A 21,448-nucleotide genomic window follows, 5' to 3' on the forward strand; every position below is an offset into this window, starting at 1 on the left:
GAATCAACGTCAGGAACGTTGTGGGGATGCCAATATGGACCGCGAAAAGAGAAGATGGTGCATACCGGCCCGAGGGAGCTCCAGTGCCAAGCCTACGTGACGGCGGGTCCCGGTGGAAGAAATGGCTACCGGGTGACGAACCCGGCGGGGACACCCTGGCCCGGTGGGCGCTGCTCGCGACCGGCATCGGCGCGGTCGCGGGGTTAGGTGCCGCGGGCCTGTTCGGCCTGCTGAAGCTCGGCACGCACTGGGTGCTCGGCGAACTCGGCGGCTACCACCCGTACCGGACGACGATCGAGGGCGGGTTCGAGGTCGCGTCCTCTTTCGAGCGACCCTGGGCGGTGCCGCTGGTGGTCGCCGGGGGCGCCCTCGCCGCCGCGGCCCTGGTGCGCTGGCTGGCCCCCGAGGCGGGCGGGCACGGCACCGACGCGGCCATCGACGCCGCGCACCACGCGCCGCTGAGCATGCGCGGCAGGGTGACGATCGTGAAGATGATCGCCTCCGCGCTGACCATCGGCTCCGGCGGTTCGGCCGGTACGGAGGGACCGGCCGCCCAGATCTCCGCCGCCTTCGGCTCGGTCTTCGCCCGCCGCGCCCGGCTGACCCCCGCCCAGGCCCGTACCGCCGTGGTGATCGGCCTGGCGGCCGGGGTCGGGGCGGTGTTCCGGGCGCCGCTGGGCGGGGCGCTGCTCGGCGCGGAGCTGCTGTACCGCAAGGACGCCGATGTCAGCATCGTCCCCAAGGCGCTGCTCGCCTCCGCCGCCGGATACGCGGCGTTCGGCGCCTGCTTCGGCTTCGGCCCGGTCTTCGGCGAGCACGCGGTGAGCGGTGCCATCGGGTTAGGTGACCTGCCGCTGCTGGTGGTGGTCGGATTGCTGGCCGGGGGTGCCGGGCGGCTGTACGCGGCGGCCTTCTACTGGGTCCACGACCGGGTGGAGCCGCGCTCCCGTACGACCGTCCGCAAGCTGCTGTTCCCCGTCGCCGGGGGCCTCGCGGTCGGCTGCCTCGGCCTGCTCGTCCCGGGCGTTCTGGGGACGGGGTACGGGCTGATGGAGGGCGAGATGGAGCGGGACGTGCTGCTCGGCCTCTCCCTCTGGGCCGTCCTGCTGGTGCCCCTCGCGAAGATCGTCGGCACCGCGCTCACCGTCGGCTCGGGCGCCTCGGGCGGCATCTTCGGCCCCGGGTTCGTGGTCGGCGCGGGCGTGGGGGCCGCGGTGTGGCGGCTGGTGGAACCGCTCGGGCTGGCGCCGCAGAGCCCGGCGATGTTCGTGATCGTGGGCATGGCCGCCTGCCTCGGGCCGGTGGTGCGGGCCCCGGTGGCGGTCCTGGTGATGGCCGTGGAGACCGGCGGGGACTCGGGGCTGCTGGGGCCGGGCGTCATCGGGGTGCTGAGCGCGGCGCTGGTGATGGGGGGCGTGACGATCTACCGGAGCCAGCTGGACCGCCGGGACGAGAAGGAGCCGGTGACGGAGCTGACGGCGGTGATCCCGCCGGAGGACGCGCCCCCGCCGGGTTCCCGCCCGGCCCCCGCCGACGCGGTGCCGCTCGCCGACGCGGTGCCGCTCGCCGACGCGGTGCCCGGTGATGCGCCGCTCGATGCCGCGCCCCTCGCCGATACGGCCCTCAGCGACGCGGCCCCCGGGGAGGCGCGGGAGACGCGGGAGGCGCCCGTCACTCGTCCTCGTCCGCGCCCTCATCCTCCGCGGCGGGCCGGTCGGGATCGCGCTCCCAAATCATTTTGATCTTGAGGTGACCGTCCACCCCGGTCCTGGCGATCACCGCCCCGGCCTGTGCGCTCAGCTTCACGCCGAACTCCAGCTCCACCGTCGACGGCGGCGATGGCAGCGTGCTGAGCTGGGCCAGCGCCCGTGCGGCCGCTTCCCGGACCCGGGCGAATCCGGCGTCGAAGGTCGCGCTCGCGTCGGGGATCCCGTTCCGTCCCCCGGCGGCCAGCCGCACCCCCGGCTCGTCGTCGTCCACCTCGACGATCACGCTCGCCGTGCCGTCGCCGAGCCGGAAACCCACCAGATCCGACATGCGAAACCCCCTCCGGGCGCCCCGCGGGCGCCGCGTCAGCCGTTGGAGCCGGCGGCCGCCGACGCCTGCGCGTTGCCGCGGGCCAGGATGCGGCGGAAGGTGTAGTCGGCCAGGTCGCGCCCGGTCTGCAGGGCATTGGTGTCCGACTCCGTCACCGCCTTCCCCGAGGTGTAACCGGCGATCGTGAAGTACGCGTACCGCCCGATCGCGTTCGCCGAGGAGCGGCACGCGGTCCGGCGGCAGAACGCCGGAACCCCGTCGCCCGACAGCGACGCCACATTCGGCTTGTATCCGTCCTTCGCCTTCTCCGCGTCCGCCCGCCCGTCGAAGACGGCGACGCCGATGGTGACCGCCACGCCGTCCCGGGAGAAGGTGGCGCGCAGCAGCTTGCGGCACCCGTTGCCGTTGAGCACCGACCCCAGGGCGCCCTGCGTGCCCGCGGCGCAGCTCGACGTGGAGGCGGTCGCGCCCTTCGCGTAACTGCGGCCCTCCTTGGCGGCCTCCTCGTCGGGGAAGAGCGTCCTGGCGCTCAGCGGCGCCTTGTCCCGCTTCGCGTCGGAGAGGATGTCCAGCGGCTTGGGCGGCGCGGGCGGCGCGACATTGGAGAACGACGGCTCGGGCGACTCCGACTCGCGCGGCAGCGTCGGCTGCGTGGGCAGATGGTGCGACGAGTCGTCCGTGGAGCTGTCCTTGCTGTTGCTGCTGACCACCGCCACGGCCACCATCGTCCCGACGGCCGCCGTCGCGAGCACCGCGCCCCCGATGAAGAGCCATCGGCGGCGACGGCCGCGCGCGGCGCTGTCATCCGCCATGGCGGCCCAGTCCGGCGTCGACGGCCGAGACGACCGAGGCTGCTGAGATCCCCCGGGCCCGTACGGCCCCCCTTGCCCAAAGCTCATGGCGCGCATCCTAATCCCGGCAGGTGACACCGTGGACCCGTCAACCGTCAGGGAGGCGTTTTGACCCCCATGGGTGCGGGCCGGTATTCTGCCAGTTCGTTATGCGTATTGGCTTGCTCGTTCTCACGTGAGGGGCCCTTACGCCGGTTCACCGGGCCGATGACCAGCGGCATGCACTCGGAATGCGTCACCGAGGTGCGGCCAGGGCTGTCGTGATCGTCCGGGTGGCCTTGTCAGGACCACACTCACTGAAGAAGCGAAGGCTACGACCGTGCGTACGTACAGCCCCAAGCCCGGCGACGTGCAGCGTCAGTGGCACGTCATCGACGCCACCGACGTTGTCCTCGGCCGTCTGGCTACCCAGGCCGCCACCCTTCTGCGGGGTAAGCACAAGCCGGTGTACGCGCCGCATGTCGACGCGGGTGACTTCGTCATCATCATCAACGCCGACAAGGTGCACCTCTCCGGCAACAAGCGGACCCAGAAGATGGCGTACCGCCACTCGGGCTACCCGGGTGGTCTGCGCTCCGTCCGTTACGACGAGCTCCTCGAGAAGAACCCGGAGAAGGCCGTCGAGAAGGCCATCAAGGGCATGATCCCCAAGAACACCCTGGGCCGTCAGATGCTCTCCAAGCTGAAGGTGTACTCGGGGGACCAGCACCCGCACGCTGCTCAGCAGCCGGTCCCGTTCGAGATCACCCAGGTCGCGCAGTAAGTCCGGCCACCCCCTAAGACGAAGAGAATCTGAGGAGCATCGTGGCCGAGACCACCGCCGAGACCCCCCTCGATGTCGAGGAGTACACCACCGAGAGCGTGGAGACGATCGAGTCGGAGTACACCTCCGAGTCGATGGCCTCCCGTTTCGGTGACCCGCAGCCGGCCGCCGGCACCGGGCGCCGCAAGAACGCGATCGCCCGCGTCCGCATCGTGCCGGGCAGCGGCCAGTGGAAGATCAACGGTCGCACCCTTGAGGAGTACTTCCCCAACAAGGTGCACCAGCAGGAAGTCAACGAGCCCTTCAAGGTGCTCGAGCTGGACGACCGCTACGACGTCATCGCCCGCATCTCGGGTGGTGGCGTCTCCGGCCAGGCCGGTGCGCTGCGCCTGGGCGTCGCCCGTGCGCTGAACGAGGCGGACGTGGACAACAACCGCGCCGCGCTCAAGAAGGCCGGCTTCCTGACCCGTGACGACCGCGCCACCGAGCGTAAGAAGGCCGGTCTGAAGAAGGCCCGTAAGGCGCCGCAGTACAGCAAGCGTTAATCCGCTTCATCTCGCGGTTCGGCGGCTTCCGCCGCTCGCTCGAACGCCCCGGCGGCACCACCCGTGCCTCCGGGGCGTTCGGCTATCGCCACCAGGGGGCGTATACCTACAGGCAAGCGTCTATCAATCTCCACGCAAGCTTTAAGCCCCCTCAGCTCGTAATCTCGGAGGACACCAGTGGGACGACTCTTCGGTACGGATGGTGTGCGCGGCGTCGCGAACGCCGATCTGACGGCTGAGATGGCGCTCGGCCTGTCGGTCGCGGCGGCACACGTGCTCGCCGAGGTGGGAACCTTCGAGGGCCATCGGCCGGTGGCGGTGGTCGGGCGGGATCCGCGCGCGTCCGGGGAGTTCCTGGAGGCCGCCATGGTGGCGGGGCTCGCCAGCGCGGGCGTGGACGTGCTGCGGGTGGGTGTGCTGCCGACGCCGGCGGTCGCCCATCTGACCGGCTCGCTCGACGCGGACCTCGGCGTGATGCTCTCCGCCAGCCACAACCCGATGCCTGACAACGGCATCAAATTCTTCGCCCGCGGCGGCAACAAGCTCGCCGACGAGCTGGAGGACCGCATCGAGACCACCTACCGCGCGCACGCCTCCGGCGAGCCGTGGGACCGGCCCACCGGGTCCGGGGTGGGGCGGGTGCGCGACTACGCGGAGGGCTTCGACAACTACGTCGCCCACCTCGTCGGCGTCCTCCCCAACCGCCTCGAAGGCATCAAGGTCGTCATCGACGGCGCGCACGGCGCCGCCTCCCGGGTCTCCCCGGAGGCGTTCGCCCGCGCCGGGGCCGACGTCGTGACGATCGGCGCCGAGCCGGACGGCCTCAACATCAACGACGGGTGCGGCTCCACCCACCTGGAGCAGCTCCAGGCCGCCGTCGTCGAGCACGGCGCCGACCTCGGCGTCGCCCACGACGGCGACGCGGACCGCTGCCTGGCCGTGGACGCCGAGGGCCGCGAGGTCGACGGCGACCAGATCCTCGCCGTCCTCGCCCTCGCGATGCGCGAGGCGGGCACGCTGCGCGGCAATACGGTCGTCGGCACCGTGATGTCCAACCTCGGCTTCAAGCTCGCCATGCAGCGGGAAGGCGTCGAGCTGGTCCAGACGGCGGTCGGCGACCGCTATGTGCTGGAGGAGATGAAGCGGCACGGCTACGCCCTCGGCGGCGAGCAGTCCGGCCACGTCATCGCCCTCGACCACGCCACCACCGGCGACGGCACCCTCACCGGCCTCTTCCTCGCCGCCCGCGTCGCCGCCACCGGCCGCACCCTGGCCGACCTCGCCGGGGCCATGGAGCGCCTGCCGCAGGTGCTCATCAACGTCCCCGACGTGGACAAGTCCCGCGTCTCCAGCAGCGCCGACCTGGCCGCCGCCGTGGCCGAGGCCGAACGCGAGCTGGGCGAGACGGGCCGGGTCCTCCTCCGCTCCTCGGGCACCGAGCCCCTGGTCCGCGTGATGGTGGAAGCCGCCGACATCGACCAGGCCCGCTCGGTGGCAGGCCGCCTGGCCGACGCCGTCAAGTCAGCCCTGGGCTAACCCCCACCCCACACCCCCACCGGCCCGGTCCGCCCCGGACCGGCCGCAGGAATGCGACCCCACCCCGGCGCGTCCGCCACCCCGCCCGCCCCGGACCAGCCGCACCTCACCCCAGCCCCTCCAGTCGGGAAAATCCAGCCCCTCCGGCGTTTGAGGAGCGGGGGGCCGGGGGCGGAGCCCCCGAGCGGGGGCCGGGGGCTGGCCCCCGGTTCGGGAAGGGGCGGGGTGGGGAGGAGCTACCCCCGGCGCGACCACAGCCACCGCTGCACCAGCAGCGTCAGCGTCCCCGCCACCACGATCCCCACCAAATTCAGCAGCAGCTGCTCACTCGACCCCACCATCTGCTGGACGTCCCCATACCCCAGCGCCACCGCCGCATTGGCCGCCGCCGGAACCGTCGTCACCGAGATCGCCACCCCCACCAGCGCCCCCGACTTCGCCGACGTCAGCGACAGCGTCCCCGCGATGCCCGCCAGCACGGCGACCACGAACGAGAACATGTCCGGCTGCCAGATGAAGTCCGTGTTCGGACGGTCCGCGTCCAGCTGAGCCCTCGTGAACAGCCCGAAGGCGTCCATCAGCACGCTGAAGCCCGTCGTCAGCACCATCGCCACCGCGAACCCGACGACAAGGGCGAGCGCCGAGCGGGCGGCCAGCCGCGGCGCGCGCCGGACCAGGGCGGTGCACAGCCCGGCCAGCGGGCCGAACTCCGGGCCGACGGCCATCGCGCCGACGATCAGGACCGCGTTGTCCAGCACCACACCACATGCCGCGATCATCGTCGCGAGGGCGAGGAAGGCGAGGAAGGTCACCGACAGGGTGGACTCCTCATGGGTGGCGTCCGCCAGGCCCTCCCACAGCACCGCGTCCGCGCCCTCCCCCGGAGCGTCCGCCTCCGCCCGGTCGGCCCGCTTCGACAGCGACAGGCCGATGTCGTCGACGGCGATCGAACCGTGCTCGTCGAGACCGAGCGCCCGCAGCTCGCCCAGCAGCCCGTCACCGGCCTCGCGCGCCACGTCGCACAGCACCACGTCCCCGGCCGGATCGCGGGCGGCACCGGGCAGGACGATCAGGTGGGCGGTGCCCACGGTGTCCTCCAGGAGGCGTACCGCCGCGTCCGTCCGGTCGGCCGGGACGATCAGCCGCAGATGCAGCACAGGGAGACTCCTTAGAGCTTGCGCAGGGAGAGCCGCTGCACCTTGTGGTCCGGGCCCTTGCGGAGCACGAGCGTCGCCCGCCCCCGCGTCGGCTGCACATTCTGCTGGAGGTTCGGCTTGTTGATGGTCCGCCAGATCATGCGGCCGTAGTCCAGCGCCTCTTCCTCGGAGACCTGGGTGTACTTGCGGAAGTACGAGGAGGGGTCCTGGAACGCCGTCTGGCGCAGCTTCCGGAAGCGGTCGAGGTACCAGCGCTCGTTGTCCGCGGTACGGGCGTCCACGTACACGCTGAAGTCGAAGAAGTCCGCGAGCCCGACCCGGGTCAGCCCGTCCTTGCCGGGCAGGGCGGGCTGGAGCACGTTCAGCCCCTCGACGATGAGGATGTCGGGCCGGTGCACGGTCTGCCGTTCGCCCGGCACGATGTCGTAGATCAGGTGCGAGTAGACCGGAGCCGAGACCTCCGCCTTGCCCGCCTTCACATCGGCGACGAACCGGGTCAGGGCGCGCCGGTCGTACGACTCGGGGAACCCCTTGCGGGACATCAGCCCGCGCCGCTGCAGCTCGGCGTTGGGGTAGAGGAAGCCGTCGGTGGTGATCAGCTCCACCCGCGGATGCTCCGGCCAGCGGGCCAGCAGCGCCTGGAGCAGCCGGGCCGTGGTCGACTTGCCGACCGCGACGCTGCCCGCCACGCCGATGACGAACGGGGTGCCGGTCTGGGGGCCCTGGCCGTTCTTGGCGTCGCCGAGGAAGGTGTTCAGCGCGCCGCGCAGGCTGCCGGTGGCGGCCACGTACAAGTTGAGCAGCCGGGACAGCGGCAGGTAGACGTCCCGTACCTCGTCCAGGTCGATGACGTCGCCGAGCCCGCGCAGCCGCTCGACCTCCTCGGCGCTCAGCGGCAGCGGGGTCTTGTCCCGCAGCGCACTCCACTCGGCGCGGGACAGGTCCACATACGGAGTCGCCTCGCCGCCCCGCCGCTGCGAACCGCGCACGGAGCCGGTGCGCGCCTCGCGCGCGGTAGACGTGATCATCCCTTCATTGTCGTGGCTGGGCCCGCCGGAGGGACGAGCCGGGGGCGTGGGCTCGGTCACCCCGGGCCGGGCGGCGCCCGGGGCGACCAGCCCGTTATGTACGTAAATGCGAGGGTCGACGCGCGGGCGGTGGTCGGCCCCCGGACCGGTGGGTCGTACGCTGCAGTGCATGTGCGGAATCGTTGGTTACGTGGGAGGGCAGTCCGCCCTCGATGTCGTCCTCGCCGGGCTCAAGCGGCTGGAGTACCGCGGCTATGACTCGGCCGGGGTGGCCGTTCTGGCCGACGGCGGGCTCGCCGCCGCCAAGAAGGCGGGCAAGCTCGCCAACCTGGAGAAGGAGCTGTCCGACCGGCCGCTGCCCAGCGGGAACACCGGCATCGGCCACACCCGGTGGGCCACCCACGGCGGGCCGACCGACGCCAACGCCCATCCGCATCTGGACAACGCGGGCCGGGTGTCCGTCGTCCACAACGGCATCATCGAGAACTTCGCCGCCCTGCGCGCCGAGCTGGCCGACCGCGGCCATGAGCTGGCCTCCGAGACAGACACCGAGGTCGTCGCGCATCTGCTCGCCGAGTCGTTCTCGTCCTGCGGCGACCTCGCCGAGGCCATGCGCCAGGTGTGCCGTCGGCTGGAGGGCGCCTTCACCCTCGTCGCCGTGCACGCCGACGCGCCCGACGTGGTGGTCGGCGCGCGCCGCAACTCCCCGCTGGTCGTCGGCGTCGGCGAGGACGAGTCCTTCCTCGCCTCCGACGTGGCCGCGTTCATCGCCCACACCCGCGAGGCCATCGAGCTGGGCCAGGACCAGGTCGTCGAGGCCCGCCGCGACGGCGTCGTCGTCACCGACTTCGACGGCGCTCCCGCCGAGGTCCGCCCGTACCACGTGGACTGGGACGCCTCCGCCGCCGAGAAGGGCGGCTACGACTACTTCATGCTCAAGGAGATCGCCGAGCAGCCGAAGGCGGTCGCCGACACCCTCCTCGGCCGCATCGACCTGGCCGGAAACCTCTGTCTGGACGAGGTCCGCATCCCCGCCTCCGTGCTGCGCGAGGTCAGCAAGGTCGTCATCGTGGCGTGCGGTACGGCGTACCACGCCGGGATGATCGCCAAGTACGCCATCGAGCACTGGACCCGCATCCCCTGCGAAACGGAGCTGGCCAGCGAGTTCCGCTACCGGGACCCGATCCTCGACCAGCGCACCCTCGTCATCGCCATCTCGCAGTCCGGCGAGACCATGGACACCCTCATGGCGCTGCGGCACGCCCGCGAGCAGGGCGCCAAGGTGCTCGCCATCTGCAACACCAACGGCTCCACGATTCCGCGCGAATCCGACGCCGTCCTCTACACCCACGCCGGGCCCGAGGTCGCCGTCGCCTCCACCAAGGCGTTCCTCACCCAGCTCGTCGCGTGCTACCTGGTGGCGCTGTACCTGGGTCAGGTGCGCGGCACCAAGTGGGGCGACGAGATCCTCTCCGTGATCCGCGAACTCTCCGAGATCGCCACCCAGGTGGAAGAGGTCCTGGAGACCATGGAGCCCGTGCGGGAGCTGGCCCGGAGCCTGGCGGAGAAGAACACCGTCCTCTTCCTCGGCCGCCACGTCGGCTTCCCCGTCGCCCTCGAAGGCGCCCTCAAGCTGAAGGAACTGGCGTACATGCACGCCGAGGGCTTCGCCGCCGGTGAGCTGAAGCACGGCCCCATCGCGCTGATCGAGCAGGACGTGCCGGTCGTGGTCGTGGTGCCCTCCCCGCGTGGCCGCTCCGTCCTCCACGGCAAGATCGTCTCCAACATCCAGGAGATCCGGGCCCGTGGCGCCCGCACCATCGTGATCGCCGAGCGGGGCGACGAGGCGGTCGCCCCGTACGCCGACCACCTCATCGAGATCCCCGTCACCCCGACCCTGCTCCAGCCGCTGGTGGCCACCGTGCCGCTCCAGGTCTTCGCCTGCGAACTGGCCACGGCCCGCGGCAACGAGGTCGACCAGCCGCGCAACCTGGCCAAGTCGGTCACGGTCGAGTGATCGTCGGCGTAGGGATCGACGTCGCGGAGATCGACCGCTTCGCGGCGTCGCTGGACCGTACGCCGGGGCTGGCGTCCCGCCTGTTCGTCCCGGCGGAGCTGCTGTTGCCGTCCGGCGAACGCCGCGGCCCGGCCTCCCTTGCCGCCCGCTTCGCCGCCAAGGAGGCCCTGGCCAAGGCCCTGGGCGCCCCGGGCGGCCTGCGCTGGACGGACGCCGAGATCTGGACCGAGCCCAGCGGCCGCCCCCGCCTGTCCGTCCACGGCACGGTCGCGGCCCGCGCCGCCGAGCTGGGCGTACGGACGTGGCACGTCTCGCTGAGCCACGACGCGGGGGTCGCCTCCGCGGTGGTGATCGCGGAAGCCTAAGGGCGAGGGCTCCGCCCCCACCCCCCGTCGGGGCTCCGCCCCGGCCCCCGCCTGACCGCTCCGGTGGTGCGGCGGGTGCGCCGGGGTGTGGTCGAGGGGCCTGGCCGGGCGATGGCGTAGGCCCTGCGTGGGCGTCACCGTCTCAGTTCACCCAGCGGGGCGTGTACGTCACGTGGAGGTCTTCCCTCTCGGGCGGGTGCAGGCCAACGCTTCGGCAGGTGTGGTAGTTGCAGCCCGGGCCCGGGAGGTACAGCTCGGTCGCGGCGGTGGGTGGGCCCTCCTTCGTTACGGCGAAGACCTGGCGGGCTGATGTCCGGAACGCCCCCGTCGTGCCCGTCAGGAACAGCGTCTCGGCGTGGACGTGCTGGCGGAGGAGGTCTCCTTCGACGGACCGCAGGTCGCTTTCCGGCACGCTCGCGGTCCGTAGCTCGCGGGGAGCGTTGCCCGCGGTGACGCGCTCGCGCAGCCGCTTCCAGCGGGACGGACGGAACTGCAGCGACCGGTGGGCCAGGATGAGATCGAGCGGCTTCTCGTCGCGCCAGCCGATTCCGGGTGCGGTCGGGGTGGCGCGCAGGGGCAGGTGGATCAGCGATCGGGGGGAACGGGCCGCCAGTAGCCACAGCGTGCCGAGGCGGCGACCGTCCGTCCGGTCCACATACATCTCGTATCGACGGCCGGTCGCGTAAAGGGCCGCGTTGTTCAGCGGGGTGGCCGGGCGGATCACCCGGAATTCCTCGCCGCCCAGCCGCACGCGCTGCACGGCGATCTTCACCCGCAGGCCGTCCCGCCCGAGGGGAGCCCTCGACGCCGTCATCCGAGGAGCGCCTCGGTGATCTGGCGGGTGGTCTGCGCGGCGACCCGGGGGCTGGTGGCGGCGTAGGAGGTGTAGGCGTTCAGGCCGGTGGTCAGGGCCCAGCCGCGGCCCCGGGTCCAGGTGGCGTCGTCCACGCCGAGCGCGGCCCGGAAAGCGGCCCGGCTTCCGGCTGACATCAGGGTGAAGGCGATCGTCAGGTCGCGGGCCGGATCGCCGATGCCGAGCCCGCCGAAGTCGAGAACCGCGCTGAGGCGGCCGTCGACGGTCAGCAGGTTGCCCGTGTGGAAGTCGCCGTGGAACCAGACCGGAGGGCGATCCCAGCCCGGGGCGCTCAGCGCTGCATCCCACAGCTCGGTCATGGCCGCGATGTCGAACGTGCCGTCGACCTCCGCCATGGCGGCCCGTGTCGCGCGGTCGCGGCCGGCCAGCGATCCGGCGGCCGGGAGGCGACCGGGGGCGAGCCGTTGCAGGGCGGTCAGGAACTCGGCCAGTTGGAGGGCGGCCCGGGGCGAGTCGGCCAATGCCTCGGCGGTGGCCACCTCTCCGTCCAGCCAGCGGGACACCGCCCATGGCCATGGGTAGCCGAAACCCGGCTCGCCCACCGCCACCGGCTCCGGGATGGCCAGTGGCAGGTGCGGGGCCAGCCGGGGGAGCCACTCGGACTCCTTCTCGGCCTGTCCGAGGGCCCCGGCGTGGCGGGGCAGCCGTACGGACAGCTCTTCGCCCAGGCGGTAGATCACATGGTCCGAACCGGCCGGGTCGAGCCGCCTGAGAGGCAGCGCGGCCCACTGCGGGAACTGCGTATCGACCAGGCGCCTGGCCAGCGCGGCATCGATCACGGACAGCTCCTGCGGCCGGCCCGCTCCGGGCGGCGGGCAGTCGGGGCCATCTCAGTGCGTCGCGGGCGTATCTGTCGATGGGTTTTCCCGGCGGCCGGGACCGGCCGCCGGGAAAACCCGGGGCTGCTACTTCGTCGCCGGGTCGGACAGTTCCTGGCCGAAGGCGGCGTCGGCCGCCGGGGAGCCGAGGTCGCCCGGCCCGATGAGGGCGGAGCCCTTGGCGGTCAGGCCGTCGGTGCCCGCGTACAGCAGGGCTACCGCGCCCGCGCCGTCGGTCCGGTTCGGGACCCCGATGGCGAGGTCGGGCTTGCCATCGCCGTTGTAGTCGGCCGGGGAGACGGACTCGCCGAACTTGTCGTTGCCCGTCATCTCGCCGGGGACGCCCTCGGTGTCGAGGGAGAAGGTCTGCGCACCCGCGTCGGTGAGCCAGTCCTTGGTGCCCTTGAGCACGGTGATGGCGCCCGCGTCGTTGTAGCCATCGGGGGTCTCGGCGGCGGTGTCGCCGACGACGAGGTCGTCGTGGCCGTCGCCGTTGATGTCGGCGAGCCGGGAGGCGGTGCCGCTCTGCGGCTTGCCCTTCCAGATCACCGAGTTGGCGGCGTCGAGCCCCGAGGCCGTGCCCGGGTACGTGCGCAGGCGCGCGTTGTCCGGACCGTCCGTGAAGCCGGTGTCCGTGACGACGTCGTCCTTGCCGTCGCCGTTGATGTCACCCACCACGGCCTGGTACGAGGCGAACGGCAGCGGTACGTCCTCGCCCAGCGGCGTCTTCTTCAGCCCCGCGGACGAACCGGGCAGCACGCCGAGCGTGCCCTCGTCGGCGGGGTCGTCCTGGTAGGCGACGGTGACCAGGTCGGCGAAGCCGTCTCCGTTGATGTCGCCGGTGGACAGATGCTCGATGCCCGCTCCGCCCCCGGGCGGGGTGACGCTGGACATCTTCGGGGTGGCCGTCTCGCGCAGGTTCGCCGCACCGTTGACGAGCCGCACCTCGGTGCCGTCGGAGATGGCGATGTCGTCGCGGCCGTCGTGGTTGTAGTCGCCCACGGCCAGCCTGTCGCCGAACAGCGCGTAGGCGGTGGCCTTCGGCGCGTGGAAGGCGATGGCGTCCCCGGAGAGACCGCCCTTGGCGCCGAAGGCGACCGTCACCGAACCGGCCCGCTTGGCGGTGCCGATGGCCTCGTAGTTCGCCGCCACGATCAGGTCGGTGAAGCCGTCCCCGTCCACATCGCCGCGCACCACGGCCGAGCCGAAGTGGTCCGCGGCCTCGGGCGTGCCGGGCACGCCCGCGCTGGCCTGCGACAGCGTGCTGTGCCGACCGGCGTCGACCCCGGCCCGGGCACCGTAGGTCACGCCCACGTAGCCCGCCTTGGACTTCCCGGAGACGGTGCCATCGGGCGCGCCCACGCCGAGGTCGGCGTAGCCGTCGCCGTCGAGGTCGCCCGGCGTGGTCTTGCCCGCCGCGGCGGCCGCGGGGGAGGGCTGCTTCTGGTCGGGCCCGTCGCCGTTCGACACCGCGGCACCGGCCCCGGCGGCTACGGCGGCGGTCATGGCGGCGCCTACTGCCGCGCCCACCACCGCTCTGGTTCTGTTCCGCACTCATCCTCCGTCAGATAACGCGTTCGATCGCCCTTTGGCCCCAACTGCCGCATGTTCAACCGCAGTCGGAAGGGAAACGGTCACCCAAGGAGAGGGATCTCGACGGTGAACGGTTGCACAACCCACGGAATTGCCCGCTCCGGTGTCCGTTCCCGGTCCGAGTCGACCCGGCGTCACCGCAGCCAGAATCCCGACCGCTTCAGCCACAGGTCGAGCAGCGCCGTGTCGCCCGTGATCTCCACGCCGGGGGCGGGCCGCCGGTAGGCGAGCAGGAGCAGGTCCGTCAGGGGGCCGCGGGCCTCTGCGGTGGCCTGTTCGGCGGTGGGGCGCAGGGTGGGGGCGTCGGTGGTGAGGTCGATGAGCCAGTCGAAGTCGGTGTCGGTGGCCCGCAAGGAAACGGTGCGGCCGGGGCCGAGGAGGGCGGGGGTGCCCTCGTATGCCTCGGGGAGGGTGCTGTACGTCAGCCACTCGTCGAGGGCGTCGCGGGCCACGTCCTCGTCCACTTCGAACGAGGCGCCGACCGTCAGGGCCGCGTCGGCGCGGTGGATCAGCGTCTCGTGGGTCATCCGGCGCGCCCAGAACATCGCGGTTCCGCCGGGGCCCGGGGTCCACACCGGCGTGTCGGGGCCGGTGTCGCGCAGGGCGTCGGCCAGGCGTACGGCGCCGTCGCCGAGCCGGGTGTCCAGGGTGGCGGGGTCCTCGTCGGTGTGGCGGGGGACGTCGTTGACCGGGTCGTCCGGGACGGGTTCGGCCGCCCGGGTCCGTACGACGGCCTCGGCCCAGCCGTGGGCGCCGCCGAGGTGACGTACGAGCTGGCCGAGGTTCCAGGCCGGGCAGGACGGCACCGGGGTCGTGGGGTCGGCGTCCGCCAGATATGACCTCAGCAGGTCGGTCTGCCGCACGATTTCGGCGTGATAGCGGTCGAAGCCCAGGGGAGTCATGGCGCCAGAGTAGGGGCCGACCGGGTGAGGAAGGGGCGCAGCGGCTGCCGGGCGGCTGCCGCTGCCAGTCGGGGGAGTCGGCGTCCGGGGGCGAGGCGGGCCGTCAGCCAGCCCCAGAGGGCGAGGGTGACGGGGGCGAAGCGTTCGGGGGCGCAGTGGGCGGCGTTCCCGATCAGCCGTACGTCGGTTCCGGGGCGGCCCGCCAGGCCCGTGGTGTCGCCCACGGGGACGTACGGGTCACCGGCGCCGTTGACGGCCAGCAGCGGGGCGCCGCCGGGCCGGTCCAGCAGCCCTTGGCCGCGCGGGGAGAACCGGGCGAGCAGGTCGTCGATGACGGACGGGCCGGGCATGGCGTCCAGGTGGAGGGCGTTGCCGATGATCCCGGCCATCCCGTGGGGCAGGGCGGGGACGTCGATGCGCTTGCCCGAGGCGCCGGTCCGCCCGCCGAGGTCGATCGCCGCGTCGACGTGGCCGCCGAAGCTGATCCCGTAGAAACCGATGGGCCCGGGGCGGTAGCGCGATCCTCGAAACACCGCCGGGCCGCACCACCGCCGACTGCGTCGAGGCCGCGATCGGCCTGTGCCTGGGGGCGCTGGGCGTCCGCTCCGGCTGACCGGCCCGGCCGACCCGGCCAGTCAGCCCGGTACGCCCCGTCAGCCCAGTACGTCCCGCCACGCCTCCGGGACCGCCGCCGCCACGTCGTACGCCGCGATCGGCGCGCCCGCCGGGGCCGTGCTGCGGCGGGCGGCCAGGCCGTGGAGGTAGGCGCCCGCGGAGGCCGCGTCGCGGGCGGGGAGGCCGGTGGCGAGGAGAGAGCCGGTGAGGCCGGAGAGGACATCGCCGCTGCCCGCGGTGGCGAGCCAGCCGGTGCCGGTGGGGTTGACGCGCACCGGGGTGCCGGGGGAGGGGGAGGCGATCAGGGTGGTGGAGCCCTTGAGCAACACGGTGGCGCCGTACTTCTCGGCCAGGGCCCGTACGGCGGCCAGTCGGCCGGACTCGACCTCCTCGCGGCTCGCCCCGAGCAGCGCCGCCGCCTCGCCCGCGTGCGGGGTGAGGACGGTGGCGGCGGTGCGGCCGTGGAGGCCGCCGGAGGGGAGGAGGTGGAGCCCGTCGGCGTCGACGAGGACGGGGATGTCGGAGCCGAGGACGTCGTCCAGGGAGTGCCGCGCGGCGGCGCCGTCGCCGAGGCCGGGGCCGACGACCCAGGACTGGACGCGGCCCGCCTTGGCCGGGGGCCCGGTGTGGACGAGGGTTTCGGGGAAGCGGGCGATCACGGTGTCGGCGCCGGGGCCCACGTACCGTACGGCGCCCGCACCGCCGCGCAGGGCGCCCGCGACGGCGAGGACGGCGGCGCCCGGGTAGCGGGCGGAGCCCGCGACGACGCCGACGACGCCGCGCCGGTACTTGTCGCTCTCGGCGGTGGGGCGGGGGAGGAGCGCGGCGACGTCCTCGTGCTGGAGGGCCTCGGCGTCGGGCACGGGCGGCAGATGCGGGGCGAGGCCGATGTCGACGAGGCGGAGGGCGCCCGCCTGCTCGCGGGCGGGGTCGATGAGCAGCCCGGGCTTGTACGTACCGAAGGTGACGGTGGCGTCGGCGCGCACCGCCGAGCCCCGCACCTCGCCGGTGTCGGCGTCGATGCCGCTGGGCAGGTCGACGGCGACGACGGTGCCGCGCACCAGCCCGATCAGCCGCTCGGCCTCCTCCCGCAGGCCGCCCTTGCCGCCGATGCCGACGATGCCGTCGAGGACGAGGTCGGCGTCCATGAGGGCGCGTTCGCCCTCGTCGGCGGTCACCACGCGGCCGCCCGCCGCCCGCAGGGCGCGCAGGCCCCCGGCATGGGCGCGGTCGGGGGCGAGCAGTACGGCGGTGACTCCGGCGCCGCGCCGGGCGAGCCGGGCCCCGGCGTAGAGCGCGTCGCCGCCGTTGTCGCCGCTGCCGGTCAGCAGGGCGACGCGGGCCCCGTAGACCCGGTGGAGCAGGTCGGCGCAGGCGGCGGCGAGTCCGGCCGCCGCGCGCCGCATCAGTGTTCCTTCGGGCAGCCGCGCCATCAGGTCCTGTTCAGCGGCTCGTACGGTCTCGACGCTGTAGGCGATCCTCATGGCCATAGTCTCCCGAACGGAGGGCACTCCTCGCTTGGAAGCGCGCACTCCGGTCCCCACCGGAGATGCACATTCCGGTACATCCTCCGGTCCATGGACCGGCCTGAGAGACTGACGGTGATGGACGAGACACCGATGCGCGCCCGTGCCGTGGTCGATCTGACCGCCCTGCGGGACAACGTTCGGGCGCTGCGAGACGCGGCGCCCACCGCCGAGCTGATGGCCGTGGTCAAGTCGGACGGCTATGGCCACGGCGCGGTCCCGTGTGCGCGCGCTGCCCGCGCGGCGGGCGCGGGCTGGCTGGGAACGGCCACGCCCGAGGAGGCGCTCGCGCTGCGCGCGGCGGGCGATCAGGGCCGGCTGATGTGCTGGCTGTGGACGCCGGGCGGGCCGTGGCGGCAGGCGATCGAGGCCGACATCGACGTGTCGGCCAGCGGGGCGTGGGCGCTGCGCGAGGCCGTCGCGGCGGCCCGCGCGTGCGGGCGCACCGCGCGCGTCCAGCTCAAGGCCGACACCGGGCTCGGCCGCAACGGCTGCCCGCCCGCCGACTGGCCCGGCCTGGTCGCCGAGGCCCTGGCGGCGGAGGCGGAGGGCGCGATCCGGGTGACCGGGCTGTGGTCGCACTTCGCGTGCGCGGACGAGCCGGGCCACCCGTCGATCGACGCCCAGCTGACCGTCTTCCGCGAGCTGGTGGACCAGGCGGAGCGGGCGGGGCTGCGGCCGGAGGTACGGCATCTGGCCAACTCCCCGGCGACCCTGACCGTGCCCGAGTCGCACTTCGACCTGGTACGCACCGGCATCGCCCTGTACGGCATCTCGCCCAGCCCGGAGCTGGGCGTGCCCGCCGACTTCGGGCTGCGCCCGGTGATGACGCTGAAGGCCGCGCTGGCCGGGGTGAAGCGGGTGCCGGGCGGACACGGCGTCTCGTACGGGCACCGCTACGTCACCCCCGGCGAGACCACCCTCGCCCTGGTGCCGCTCGGCTACGGTGACGGGATTCCGCGGCACGCCTCGGGCACCGGACCGGTGCTGGTCGCGGGGAAGTGGCGGACCATCGCGGGCACCGTGGCCATGGACCAGTTCGTGGTCGACCTCGGCGGCGACAGCGCGTCGCCGGGGGACGAGGCGGTGCTGTTCGGCCCCGGCGACCGCGGGGAGCCGACCGCGGAGGACTGGGCACGGGCCGTGGGGTCGATCGCGTATGAGATCGTCACCCGGATCAGTGCGCGGGTCCCCCGCGTTTATGTAGGTGACCTCGGGGGCACAGGGATCTGACCATGGGCGAGGACAGCACGGTGGAGACGGCGACGAAGGTCGCGGCGGGGGCCACGGCCGTGGGCTGGCGCCGGGGCGCCGGATTCGCGGGAGCCGCGATCGGCGTGGTCGCGGCGGGCGCGGCGATGGGCGTCGCGCTGGAGCGGCTGACGGTCGGCCGCGGAGTACGGCGCAAGGCGCGCCTCGCGCTGGACGCGGAGGGCCCGTACGGCACCCTGCGCGGCACCCCGGGGCGGGCGGTCGCCGATGACGGCACGGAGCTGTACTACGAGGTCGAGGAGATACGCGAACCGGTCGCGCCCACCCGTCGCAAGCGCCGGTTCGCCCGCCGGGCGCCCGCCGCCCCGGTGACCGTGATCTTCAGCCATGGCTACTGCCTCGGCCAGGACTCCTGGCACTTCCAGCGGGCCGCGCTGCGCGATGTGGTCCGCACCGTCTACTGGGACCAGCGCTGCCACGGCCGCTCCCAGCGCGGCTGCTCCCAGACAGACGGCACCCAGGTCACGATCGACCAGCTGGGCCGCGATCTGAAGGCCGTGATCGACGCGGCGGCGCCCGAGGGGCCGCTGGTGCTGATCGGCCACTCCATGGGCGGCATGACGATGATGGCGCTGGCCGCCCAGTACCCGGAGCTGATCCGCGAGCGGGTGGTCGGCGCGGCCTTCGTCGGCACCTCGGCGGGGCGGCTCGGCGAGGTCAGCTTCGGGCTCCCGGTGGTCGGCATGAACGCGGTGCGGCGGGTGCTGCCCGGGCTGCTCAAGGCGCTCGGCTGGCAGGTGGAGCTGGTGGAGCGGGGCCGCCGGGCGACCGCGGACCTCTTCGCGGGGCTGATCAAGCGCTATTCGTTCGGGACGAAGGACGTGGACCCGGGGGTGGCCCGGTTCGCGGAGCGGCTGATCGAGGCGACGCCGATCGATGTGGTCGCCGAGTTCTATCCGGCGTTCATCGCCCACGACAAGGCCGCGGCGCTGCCGTCCTTCGACGGGGTGCCGGTGCTGGTGCTGGCCGGGGACAAGGACCTGATCACCCCGATGGAACACAGCGAGGCCATCGCGGAACTGCTGCCCGGCGCGGAGCTGGTCATCGTGGAGGACGGCGGCCACCTGGTGATCCTGGAGCACCCCGAGGTGGTCAACGGACATCTGGCCGAGCTGCTGACCCAGGTGGTGGGCGCCGCCGGGGACGCGGCGGGCCGCCGTTCGGCGCGCGGCTAGCCGTCCCGCGGGGAGTCCGGCCGCCGTTCGTCTCCGTACCCGGCGGGCGGCCGTTCGGCCGGGGGCCGGGGCGCACGCGGGGCCCGGCCCCGGCCCGTACCATCGGCGGGTATGGACGTAGGCACCACGCGCATGACCGTCACCTCGCCCGAGCAGATGCGGGACCTGGGCCGTCGGCTGGCCAAACTGCTGCGCCCCGGCGACCTGGTGCTCCTCACCGGGGAACTGGGCGCGGGCAAGACCACGCTGACCCGGGGCCTGGGCGAGGGCCTGGGCGTCCGGGGCGCGGTCACCTCTCCCACGTTCGTGATCGCCCGCGTCCACCCCTCCCTGTCCGACGGCCCGCCGCTGGTCCATGTCGACGCCTACCGGCTGGGCGGGGGCCTGGACGAGATGGAGGACCTGGACCTCGACGTCTCGCTGCCGGATTCGGTGATCGCGGTGGAGTGGGGCGAGGGCAAGGTCGAGGAGCTGTCCGAGGACCGGCTGCATGTGGTGATCGAGCGGACGACCGGGGCGGACGCGGCGGAGAGCGACGTCCGCGGCGTCGCCGTGACCGGGGTGGGGCCGCGCTGGGCGGACGAGGACCTGGCGTCGCTGGCGGGCTGAGCCCCTGCGGAGATTCGGCTGGGGAGATTCGGGAAGAGTTTCCGACAGGCCGTCGGCATGATGTTGCGCTCTGGGCATCGGGCGTGGTCACATGGTAGGGGAAACGCGGTTAGGCGTACCTAACCTCCTGCCCCCCAGGACCCTCAGGAGGCATCCATGTCGGCCCATGAACCCACCGCCCTGGACGACCCCCGGCGCGATGATGGCCGGTCACCGTCGATGAGGGACCTGCTGGCGGCCTGTGCGGCGGCGAACGCCGTCTCCACCCCACCGTCGGAGACCCCCGCCGAGGCGGCCCCTTCCGTGACGGCCTCTTCCGTGGCGGAGGCGCGTCAGCGCCCCGCGGACGAGCCGGAGCGCGACGCGGCGTAACTCCGCCCGCCGGGAAACAGGGGTCTTACGCGAGCACGACGACCTTCGTGCCCGGCTGCGCGAACTCCCACAGCGCCGTGCCGTCCGCCCGGGACTCCCGCACCGCGCCCGTCTTCTTCTTCGCCCGCGGGTCCGGCATCGCCCCGTCCATGGCCGCACTGAAACCGAACGTCACTCCCCCGTCCTGGTGAAACACCACGACGTGCTCCACCTGCACCCCGTCCGAGCCGACACCGCTCGGGTTGCGGGAGGTGACCTGGTACGTGCCCGGGTCGGGGCTCGCGGAGCTGGCGCCCACCGGGAACGTGCGGGTGGCCTTGCCGTCGGCGCCGACCAGCCACACCCGGCTGTCGCCCAGGGCGTAGACGACGCGTACGCCCGTGCCGGAGCCCCCGGGCAGCGCGGTGGACTTCTTCTCCGTCTTGTCCTTCGCCTTGCCCTTTTCGTCGGACGCGTGCGAGCTGCGCCGCTCCTGGGTGCGGTGGTCGGGCGCGGTGGCCTTGGCCTGGTAGCCGAGAAAGCCGACGGCCCCCAGCGCGGCCGCGGTCAGAACGGCCACGGCGGGCCCGGTGCTGCTCCTTGGCACGGTGGCCACCCTCTCCTGTGGTCAGTACGTGCTTACCGCCCGTACGCGCGTATCACGACCGTAGCACCGGCGGACGGCCGCAACCGGCCCACCGCGACGGCCTCCCGCGGCGCCGTAGGCTGTCCTCGTGCTGTTGCTCGCGCTTGATACCGCCACCCCCGCCGTCACCGTCGCTCTGCACGACGGCGCCGAAGTCCTCGCCGAGACCGCCGAGGTCGACGCCCGGCGCCACGGCGAGCTGCTGCTGCCCGCCGTGCACCGGACGCTCACGGCGGCGGGCGTGGAGCTGGGGGCCGTGACGGAGATCGTCGTCGGCGTCGGCCCGGGCCCGTACACCGGGCTGCGGGTCGGGCTGGTGACGGCGGCCACCTTCGGGGCCGCGCTGGACGTGCCCGTGCACGGGCTGTGCACGCTGGACGGGATCGCGTACGCCGCCGGGCGGGCCGGGCTCACCGGCCCCTTCGTGGTGGCCACCGACGCCCGCCGCAAAGAGGTCTACTGGGCGCGGTACGACGACCCGCGCACCCGCGTCACCGACCCCGCCGTCGACCACCCCGCCGACCTCACCGAGCGGGCGGGCGTCGCCGGGCTCCCGGCCGTCGGCGCGGGCGCGCTGCTCTACCCCGCCGCCTTCGCGGACGTACCCCCGGGCATGCCCGAGCACCAGTCGGCGGGCGCGCTGGCCTCCCTCGCCGCCGAGAAGCTGGCCCGCGGCGAGGAGCTGCTGCCCGACCGGCCGCTCTATCTGCGCCGCCCCGACGCCCAGGTGCCCGCCAACTACAAGGTGGTCACCCCCAAGTGACGGAC

The 21,448-nt window shown here is 73.3% G+C and carries 22 protein-coding genes; 11 read left to right on the forward strand and 11 right to left on the reverse strand.

Annotated features, from left to right (window positions below):
* Positions 1-83 precede the first annotated feature (83 nt).
* Positions 84-1,742: a chloride channel protein gene (locus ACZ59A_RS08325; protein WP_470955173.1), complete on the forward strand. Its 1,659-nt coding sequence runs from the start codon at positions 84-86 to the stop codon at positions 1,740-1,742.
* Here ACZ59A_RS08325 and ACZ59A_RS08330 read toward each other — a convergent pair.
* Both ACZ59A_RS08330 and ACZ59A_RS08335 read right to left on the reverse strand, forming a co-directional pair.
* Positions 1,672-2,037 carry a CU044_2847 family protein gene (locus ACZ59A_RS08330; protein WP_470955176.1) on the reverse strand — a complete coding sequence of 122 codons (366 nt, stop codon included), beginning with the start codon at positions 2,035-2,037 and terminating at the stop codon, positions 1,672-1,674. The genes ACZ59A_RS08325 and ACZ59A_RS08330 overlap by 71 nt on opposite strands.
* Positions 2,038-2,072: 35 nt before the next feature.
* Positions 2,073-2,936 (reverse strand): hypothetical protein, encoded by an 864-nt coding sequence (locus ACZ59A_RS08335; protein WP_470955179.1) that lies wholly within the window; start codon positions 2,934-2,936, stop codon positions 2,073-2,075.
* Positions 2,937-3,207: 271 nt separating this feature from the next.
* Between ACZ59A_RS08335 and rplM the strand changes: the two genes are divergently transcribed.
* From rplM to glmM, 3 genes are all read left to right on the forward strand, one after another.
* Positions 3,208-3,651: a 50S ribosomal protein L13 gene (gene rplM / locus ACZ59A_RS08340; RefSeq protein ID WP_009715840.1), complete on the forward strand. Its 444-nt coding sequence runs from the start codon at positions 3,208-3,210 to the stop codon at positions 3,649-3,651.
* Positions 3,652-3,692: 41 nt separating this feature from the next.
* Positions 3,693-4,196, forward strand: a complete 504-nt coding sequence (rpsI, locus tag ACZ59A_RS08345) for a 30S ribosomal protein S9 (RefSeq protein ID WP_470955181.1) — start codon at positions 3,693-3,695, stop codon at positions 4,194-4,196.
* A 177-nt stretch (positions 4,197-4,373) separates the two neighbouring features.
* Complete coding sequence (gene glmM, locus ACZ59A_RS08350) at positions 4,374-5,732, forward strand: phosphoglucosamine mutase (RefSeq protein WP_470955183.1); 1,359 nt, start codon at positions 4,374-4,376, stop codon at positions 5,730-5,732.
* A 236-nt stretch (positions 5,733-5,968) separates the two neighbouring features.
* On the opposite strand, the gene ACZ59A_RS08355 is transcribed toward glmM, so the two are convergent.
* On the reverse strand, positions 5,969-6,889 hold the full coding sequence (locus ACZ59A_RS08355; protein WP_470955186.1) for a DUF389 domain-containing protein: 921 nt from the start codon (positions 6,887-6,889) through the stop codon (positions 5,969-5,971).
* 11 nt (positions 6,890-6,900) lie between these two features.
* Positions 6,901-7,917 (reverse strand): type I pantothenate kinase, encoded by a 1,017-nt coding sequence (gene coaA, locus ACZ59A_RS08360; RefSeq protein ID WP_470955188.1) that lies wholly within the window; start codon positions 7,915-7,917, stop codon positions 6,901-6,903.
* Positions 7,918-8,086: 169 nt separating this feature from the next.
* Between coaA and glmS the strand changes: the two genes are divergently transcribed.
* The gene (glmS, locus tag ACZ59A_RS08365; RefSeq protein WP_470955191.1) at positions 8,087-9,934 is read left to right on the forward strand and encodes a glutamine--fructose-6-phosphate transaminase (isomerizing); all 1,848 of its coding nucleotides are present in this window, start codon (positions 8,087-8,089) and stop codon (positions 9,932-9,934) included.
* Complete coding sequence (locus ACZ59A_RS08370) at positions 9,931-10,299, forward strand: holo-ACP synthase (protein ID WP_468049063.1); 369 nt, start codon at positions 9,931-9,933, stop codon at positions 10,297-10,299. Before glmS ends, ACZ59A_RS08370 begins: the two co-directional genes overlap by 4 nt.
* A 142-nt stretch (positions 10,300-10,441) precedes the next feature.
* Here ACZ59A_RS08370 and ACZ59A_RS08375 read toward each other — a convergent pair whose 3' ends face one another.
* The 6 genes from ACZ59A_RS08375 to ACZ59A_RS08400 form a co-directional block, all read right to left on the reverse strand.
* Complete coding sequence (locus tag ACZ59A_RS08375; protein WP_470955194.1) at positions 10,442-11,113, reverse strand: hypothetical protein; 672 nt, start codon at positions 11,111-11,113, stop codon at positions 10,442-10,444.
* Positions 11,110-11,952 (reverse strand): aminoglycoside phosphotransferase family protein, encoded by an 843-nt coding sequence (locus tag ACZ59A_RS08380; protein ID WP_470955197.1) that lies wholly within the window; start codon positions 11,950-11,952, stop codon positions 11,110-11,112. Before ACZ59A_RS08380 ends, ACZ59A_RS08375 begins: the two co-directional genes overlap by 4 nt.
* Positions 11,953-12,078: 126 nt before the next feature.
* Complete coding sequence (locus ACZ59A_RS08385) at positions 12,079-13,497, reverse strand: FG-GAP-like repeat-containing protein (RefSeq protein WP_470955200.1); 1,419 nt, start codon at positions 13,495-13,497, stop codon at positions 12,079-12,081.
* Positions 13,498-13,718: 221 nt separating this feature from the next.
* Entirely contained in the window at positions 13,719-14,486 is a 768-nt protein-coding gene (locus ACZ59A_RS08390; protein ID WP_470955203.1) for a maleylpyruvate isomerase family mycothiol-dependent enzyme, read from the reverse strand.
* A complete protein-coding gene (locus tag ACZ59A_RS08395) occupies positions 14,483-15,019 on the reverse strand; it encodes a hypothetical protein (protein ID WP_470955206.1) in 537 nt (178 codons plus the stop codon). The genes ACZ59A_RS08390 and ACZ59A_RS08395 overlap by 4 nt, the downstream gene beginning before the upstream one ends.
* Positions 15,020-15,139: 120 nt before the next feature.
* The gene (locus ACZ59A_RS08400; RefSeq protein WP_470955209.1) at positions 15,140-16,585 is read right to left on the reverse strand and encodes an NAD(P)H-hydrate dehydratase; all 1,446 of its coding nucleotides are present in this window, start codon (positions 16,583-16,585) and stop codon (positions 15,140-15,142) included.
* 120 nt (positions 16,586-16,705) lie between these two features.
* On the opposite strand from ACZ59A_RS08400, the gene alr reads away from it, so the two are divergent.
* The 4 genes from alr to ACZ59A_RS08420 all read left to right on the forward strand — a co-directional run bounded on the left by alr (position 16,706) and on the right by ACZ59A_RS08420 (position 20,055).
* Complete coding sequence (gene alr / locus ACZ59A_RS08405) at positions 16,706-17,860, forward strand: alanine racemase (RefSeq protein ID WP_470955212.1); 1,155 nt, start codon at positions 16,706-16,708, stop codon at positions 17,858-17,860.
* Between the two features lie 2 nt (positions 17,861-17,862).
* Positions 17,863-19,074, forward strand: coding sequence for an alpha/beta fold hydrolase (locus ACZ59A_RS08410; protein ID WP_470955215.1), 1,212 nt, complete (start codon positions 17,863-17,865; stop codon positions 19,072-19,074).
* Positions 19,075-19,185: 111 nt separating this feature from the next.
* The gene (gene tsaE / locus ACZ59A_RS08415) at positions 19,186-19,683 is read left to right on the forward strand and encodes a tRNA (adenosine(37)-N6)-threonylcarbamoyltransferase complex ATPase subunit type 1 TsaE (RefSeq protein WP_468049042.1); all 498 of its coding nucleotides are present in this window, start codon (positions 19,186-19,188) and stop codon (positions 19,681-19,683) included.
* Positions 19,684-19,839: 156 nt separating this feature from the next.
* Complete coding sequence (locus tag ACZ59A_RS08420) at positions 19,840-20,055, forward strand: hypothetical protein (protein WP_470955218.1); 216 nt, start codon at positions 19,840-19,842, stop codon at positions 20,053-20,055.
* A gap of 25 nt (positions 20,056-20,080) precedes the next feature.
* Here the strand turns inward: ACZ59A_RS08420 and ACZ59A_RS08425 are convergent, their stop codons facing one another.
* Positions 20,081-20,641, reverse strand: a complete 561-nt coding sequence (locus tag ACZ59A_RS08425; protein WP_470955221.1) for a hypothetical protein — start codon at positions 20,639-20,641, stop codon at positions 20,081-20,083.
* Positions 20,642-20,768: 127 nt separating this feature from the next.
* Between ACZ59A_RS08425 and tsaB the strand changes: the two genes are divergently transcribed.
* Positions 20,769-21,443 carry a tRNA (adenosine(37)-N6)-threonylcarbamoyltransferase complex dimerization subunit type 1 TsaB gene (gene tsaB, locus ACZ59A_RS08430; RefSeq protein WP_470955224.1) on the forward strand — a complete coding sequence of 225 codons (675 nt, stop codon included), beginning with the start codon at positions 20,769-20,771 and terminating at the stop codon, positions 21,441-21,443.
* Positions 21,444-21,448: the final 5 nt, after the last annotated feature.

This window comes from Streptomyces sp. NPDC040405, from assembly GCF_055595765.1.

Bases quoted from the DNA above. Each gene is read 5' to 3' on its own strand.
- ACZ59A_RS08390 (WP_470955203.1), bottom strand. From the start codon at position 14,486: ATGACTCCCCTGGGCTTCGACCGCTATCACGCCGAAATCGTGCGGCAG.
- glmS (WP_470955191.1), top strand. From the start codon at position 8,087: ATGTGCGGAATCGTTGGTTACGTGGGAGGGCAGTCCGCCCTCGATGTC.
- coaA (WP_470955188.1), bottom strand. From the start codon at position 7,917: ATGATCACGTCTACCGCGCGCGAGGCGCGCACCGGCTCCGTGCGCGGT.
- alr (WP_470955212.1), top strand. From the start codon at position 16,706: ATGGACGAGACACCGATGCGCGCCCGTGCCGTGGTCGATCTGACCGCC.
- ACZ59A_RS08400 (WP_470955209.1), bottom strand. From the start codon at position 16,585: ATGAGGATCGCCTACAGCGTCGAGACCGTACGAGCCGCTGAACAGGAC.
- ACZ59A_RS08410 (WP_470955215.1), top strand. From the start codon at position 17,863: ATGGGCGAGGACAGCACGGTGGAGACGGCGACGAAGGTCGCGGCGGGG.
- ACZ59A_RS08330 (WP_470955176.1), bottom strand. From the start codon at position 2,037: ATGTCGGATCTGGTGGGTTTCCGGCTCGGCGACGGCACGGCGAGCGTG.
- ACZ59A_RS08385 (WP_470955200.1), bottom strand. From the start codon at position 13,497: ATGACCGCCGCCGTAGCCGCCGGGGCCGGTGCCGCGGTGTCGAACGGC.
- ACZ59A_RS08375 (WP_470955194.1), bottom strand. From the start codon at position 11,113: ATGACGGCGTCGAGGGCTCCCCTCGGGCGGGACGGCCTGCGGGTGAAG.
- ACZ59A_RS08335 (WP_470955179.1), bottom strand. From the start codon at position 2,936: ATGAGCTTTGGGCAAGGGGGGCCGTACGGGCCCGGGGGATCTCAGCAG.
- ACZ59A_RS08420 (WP_470955218.1), top strand. From the start codon at position 19,840: ATGTCGGCCCATGAACCCACCGCCCTGGACGACCCCCGGCGCGATGAT.
- tsaE (WP_468049042.1), top strand. From the start codon at position 19,186: ATGGACGTAGGCACCACGCGCATGACCGTCACCTCGCCCGAGCAGATG.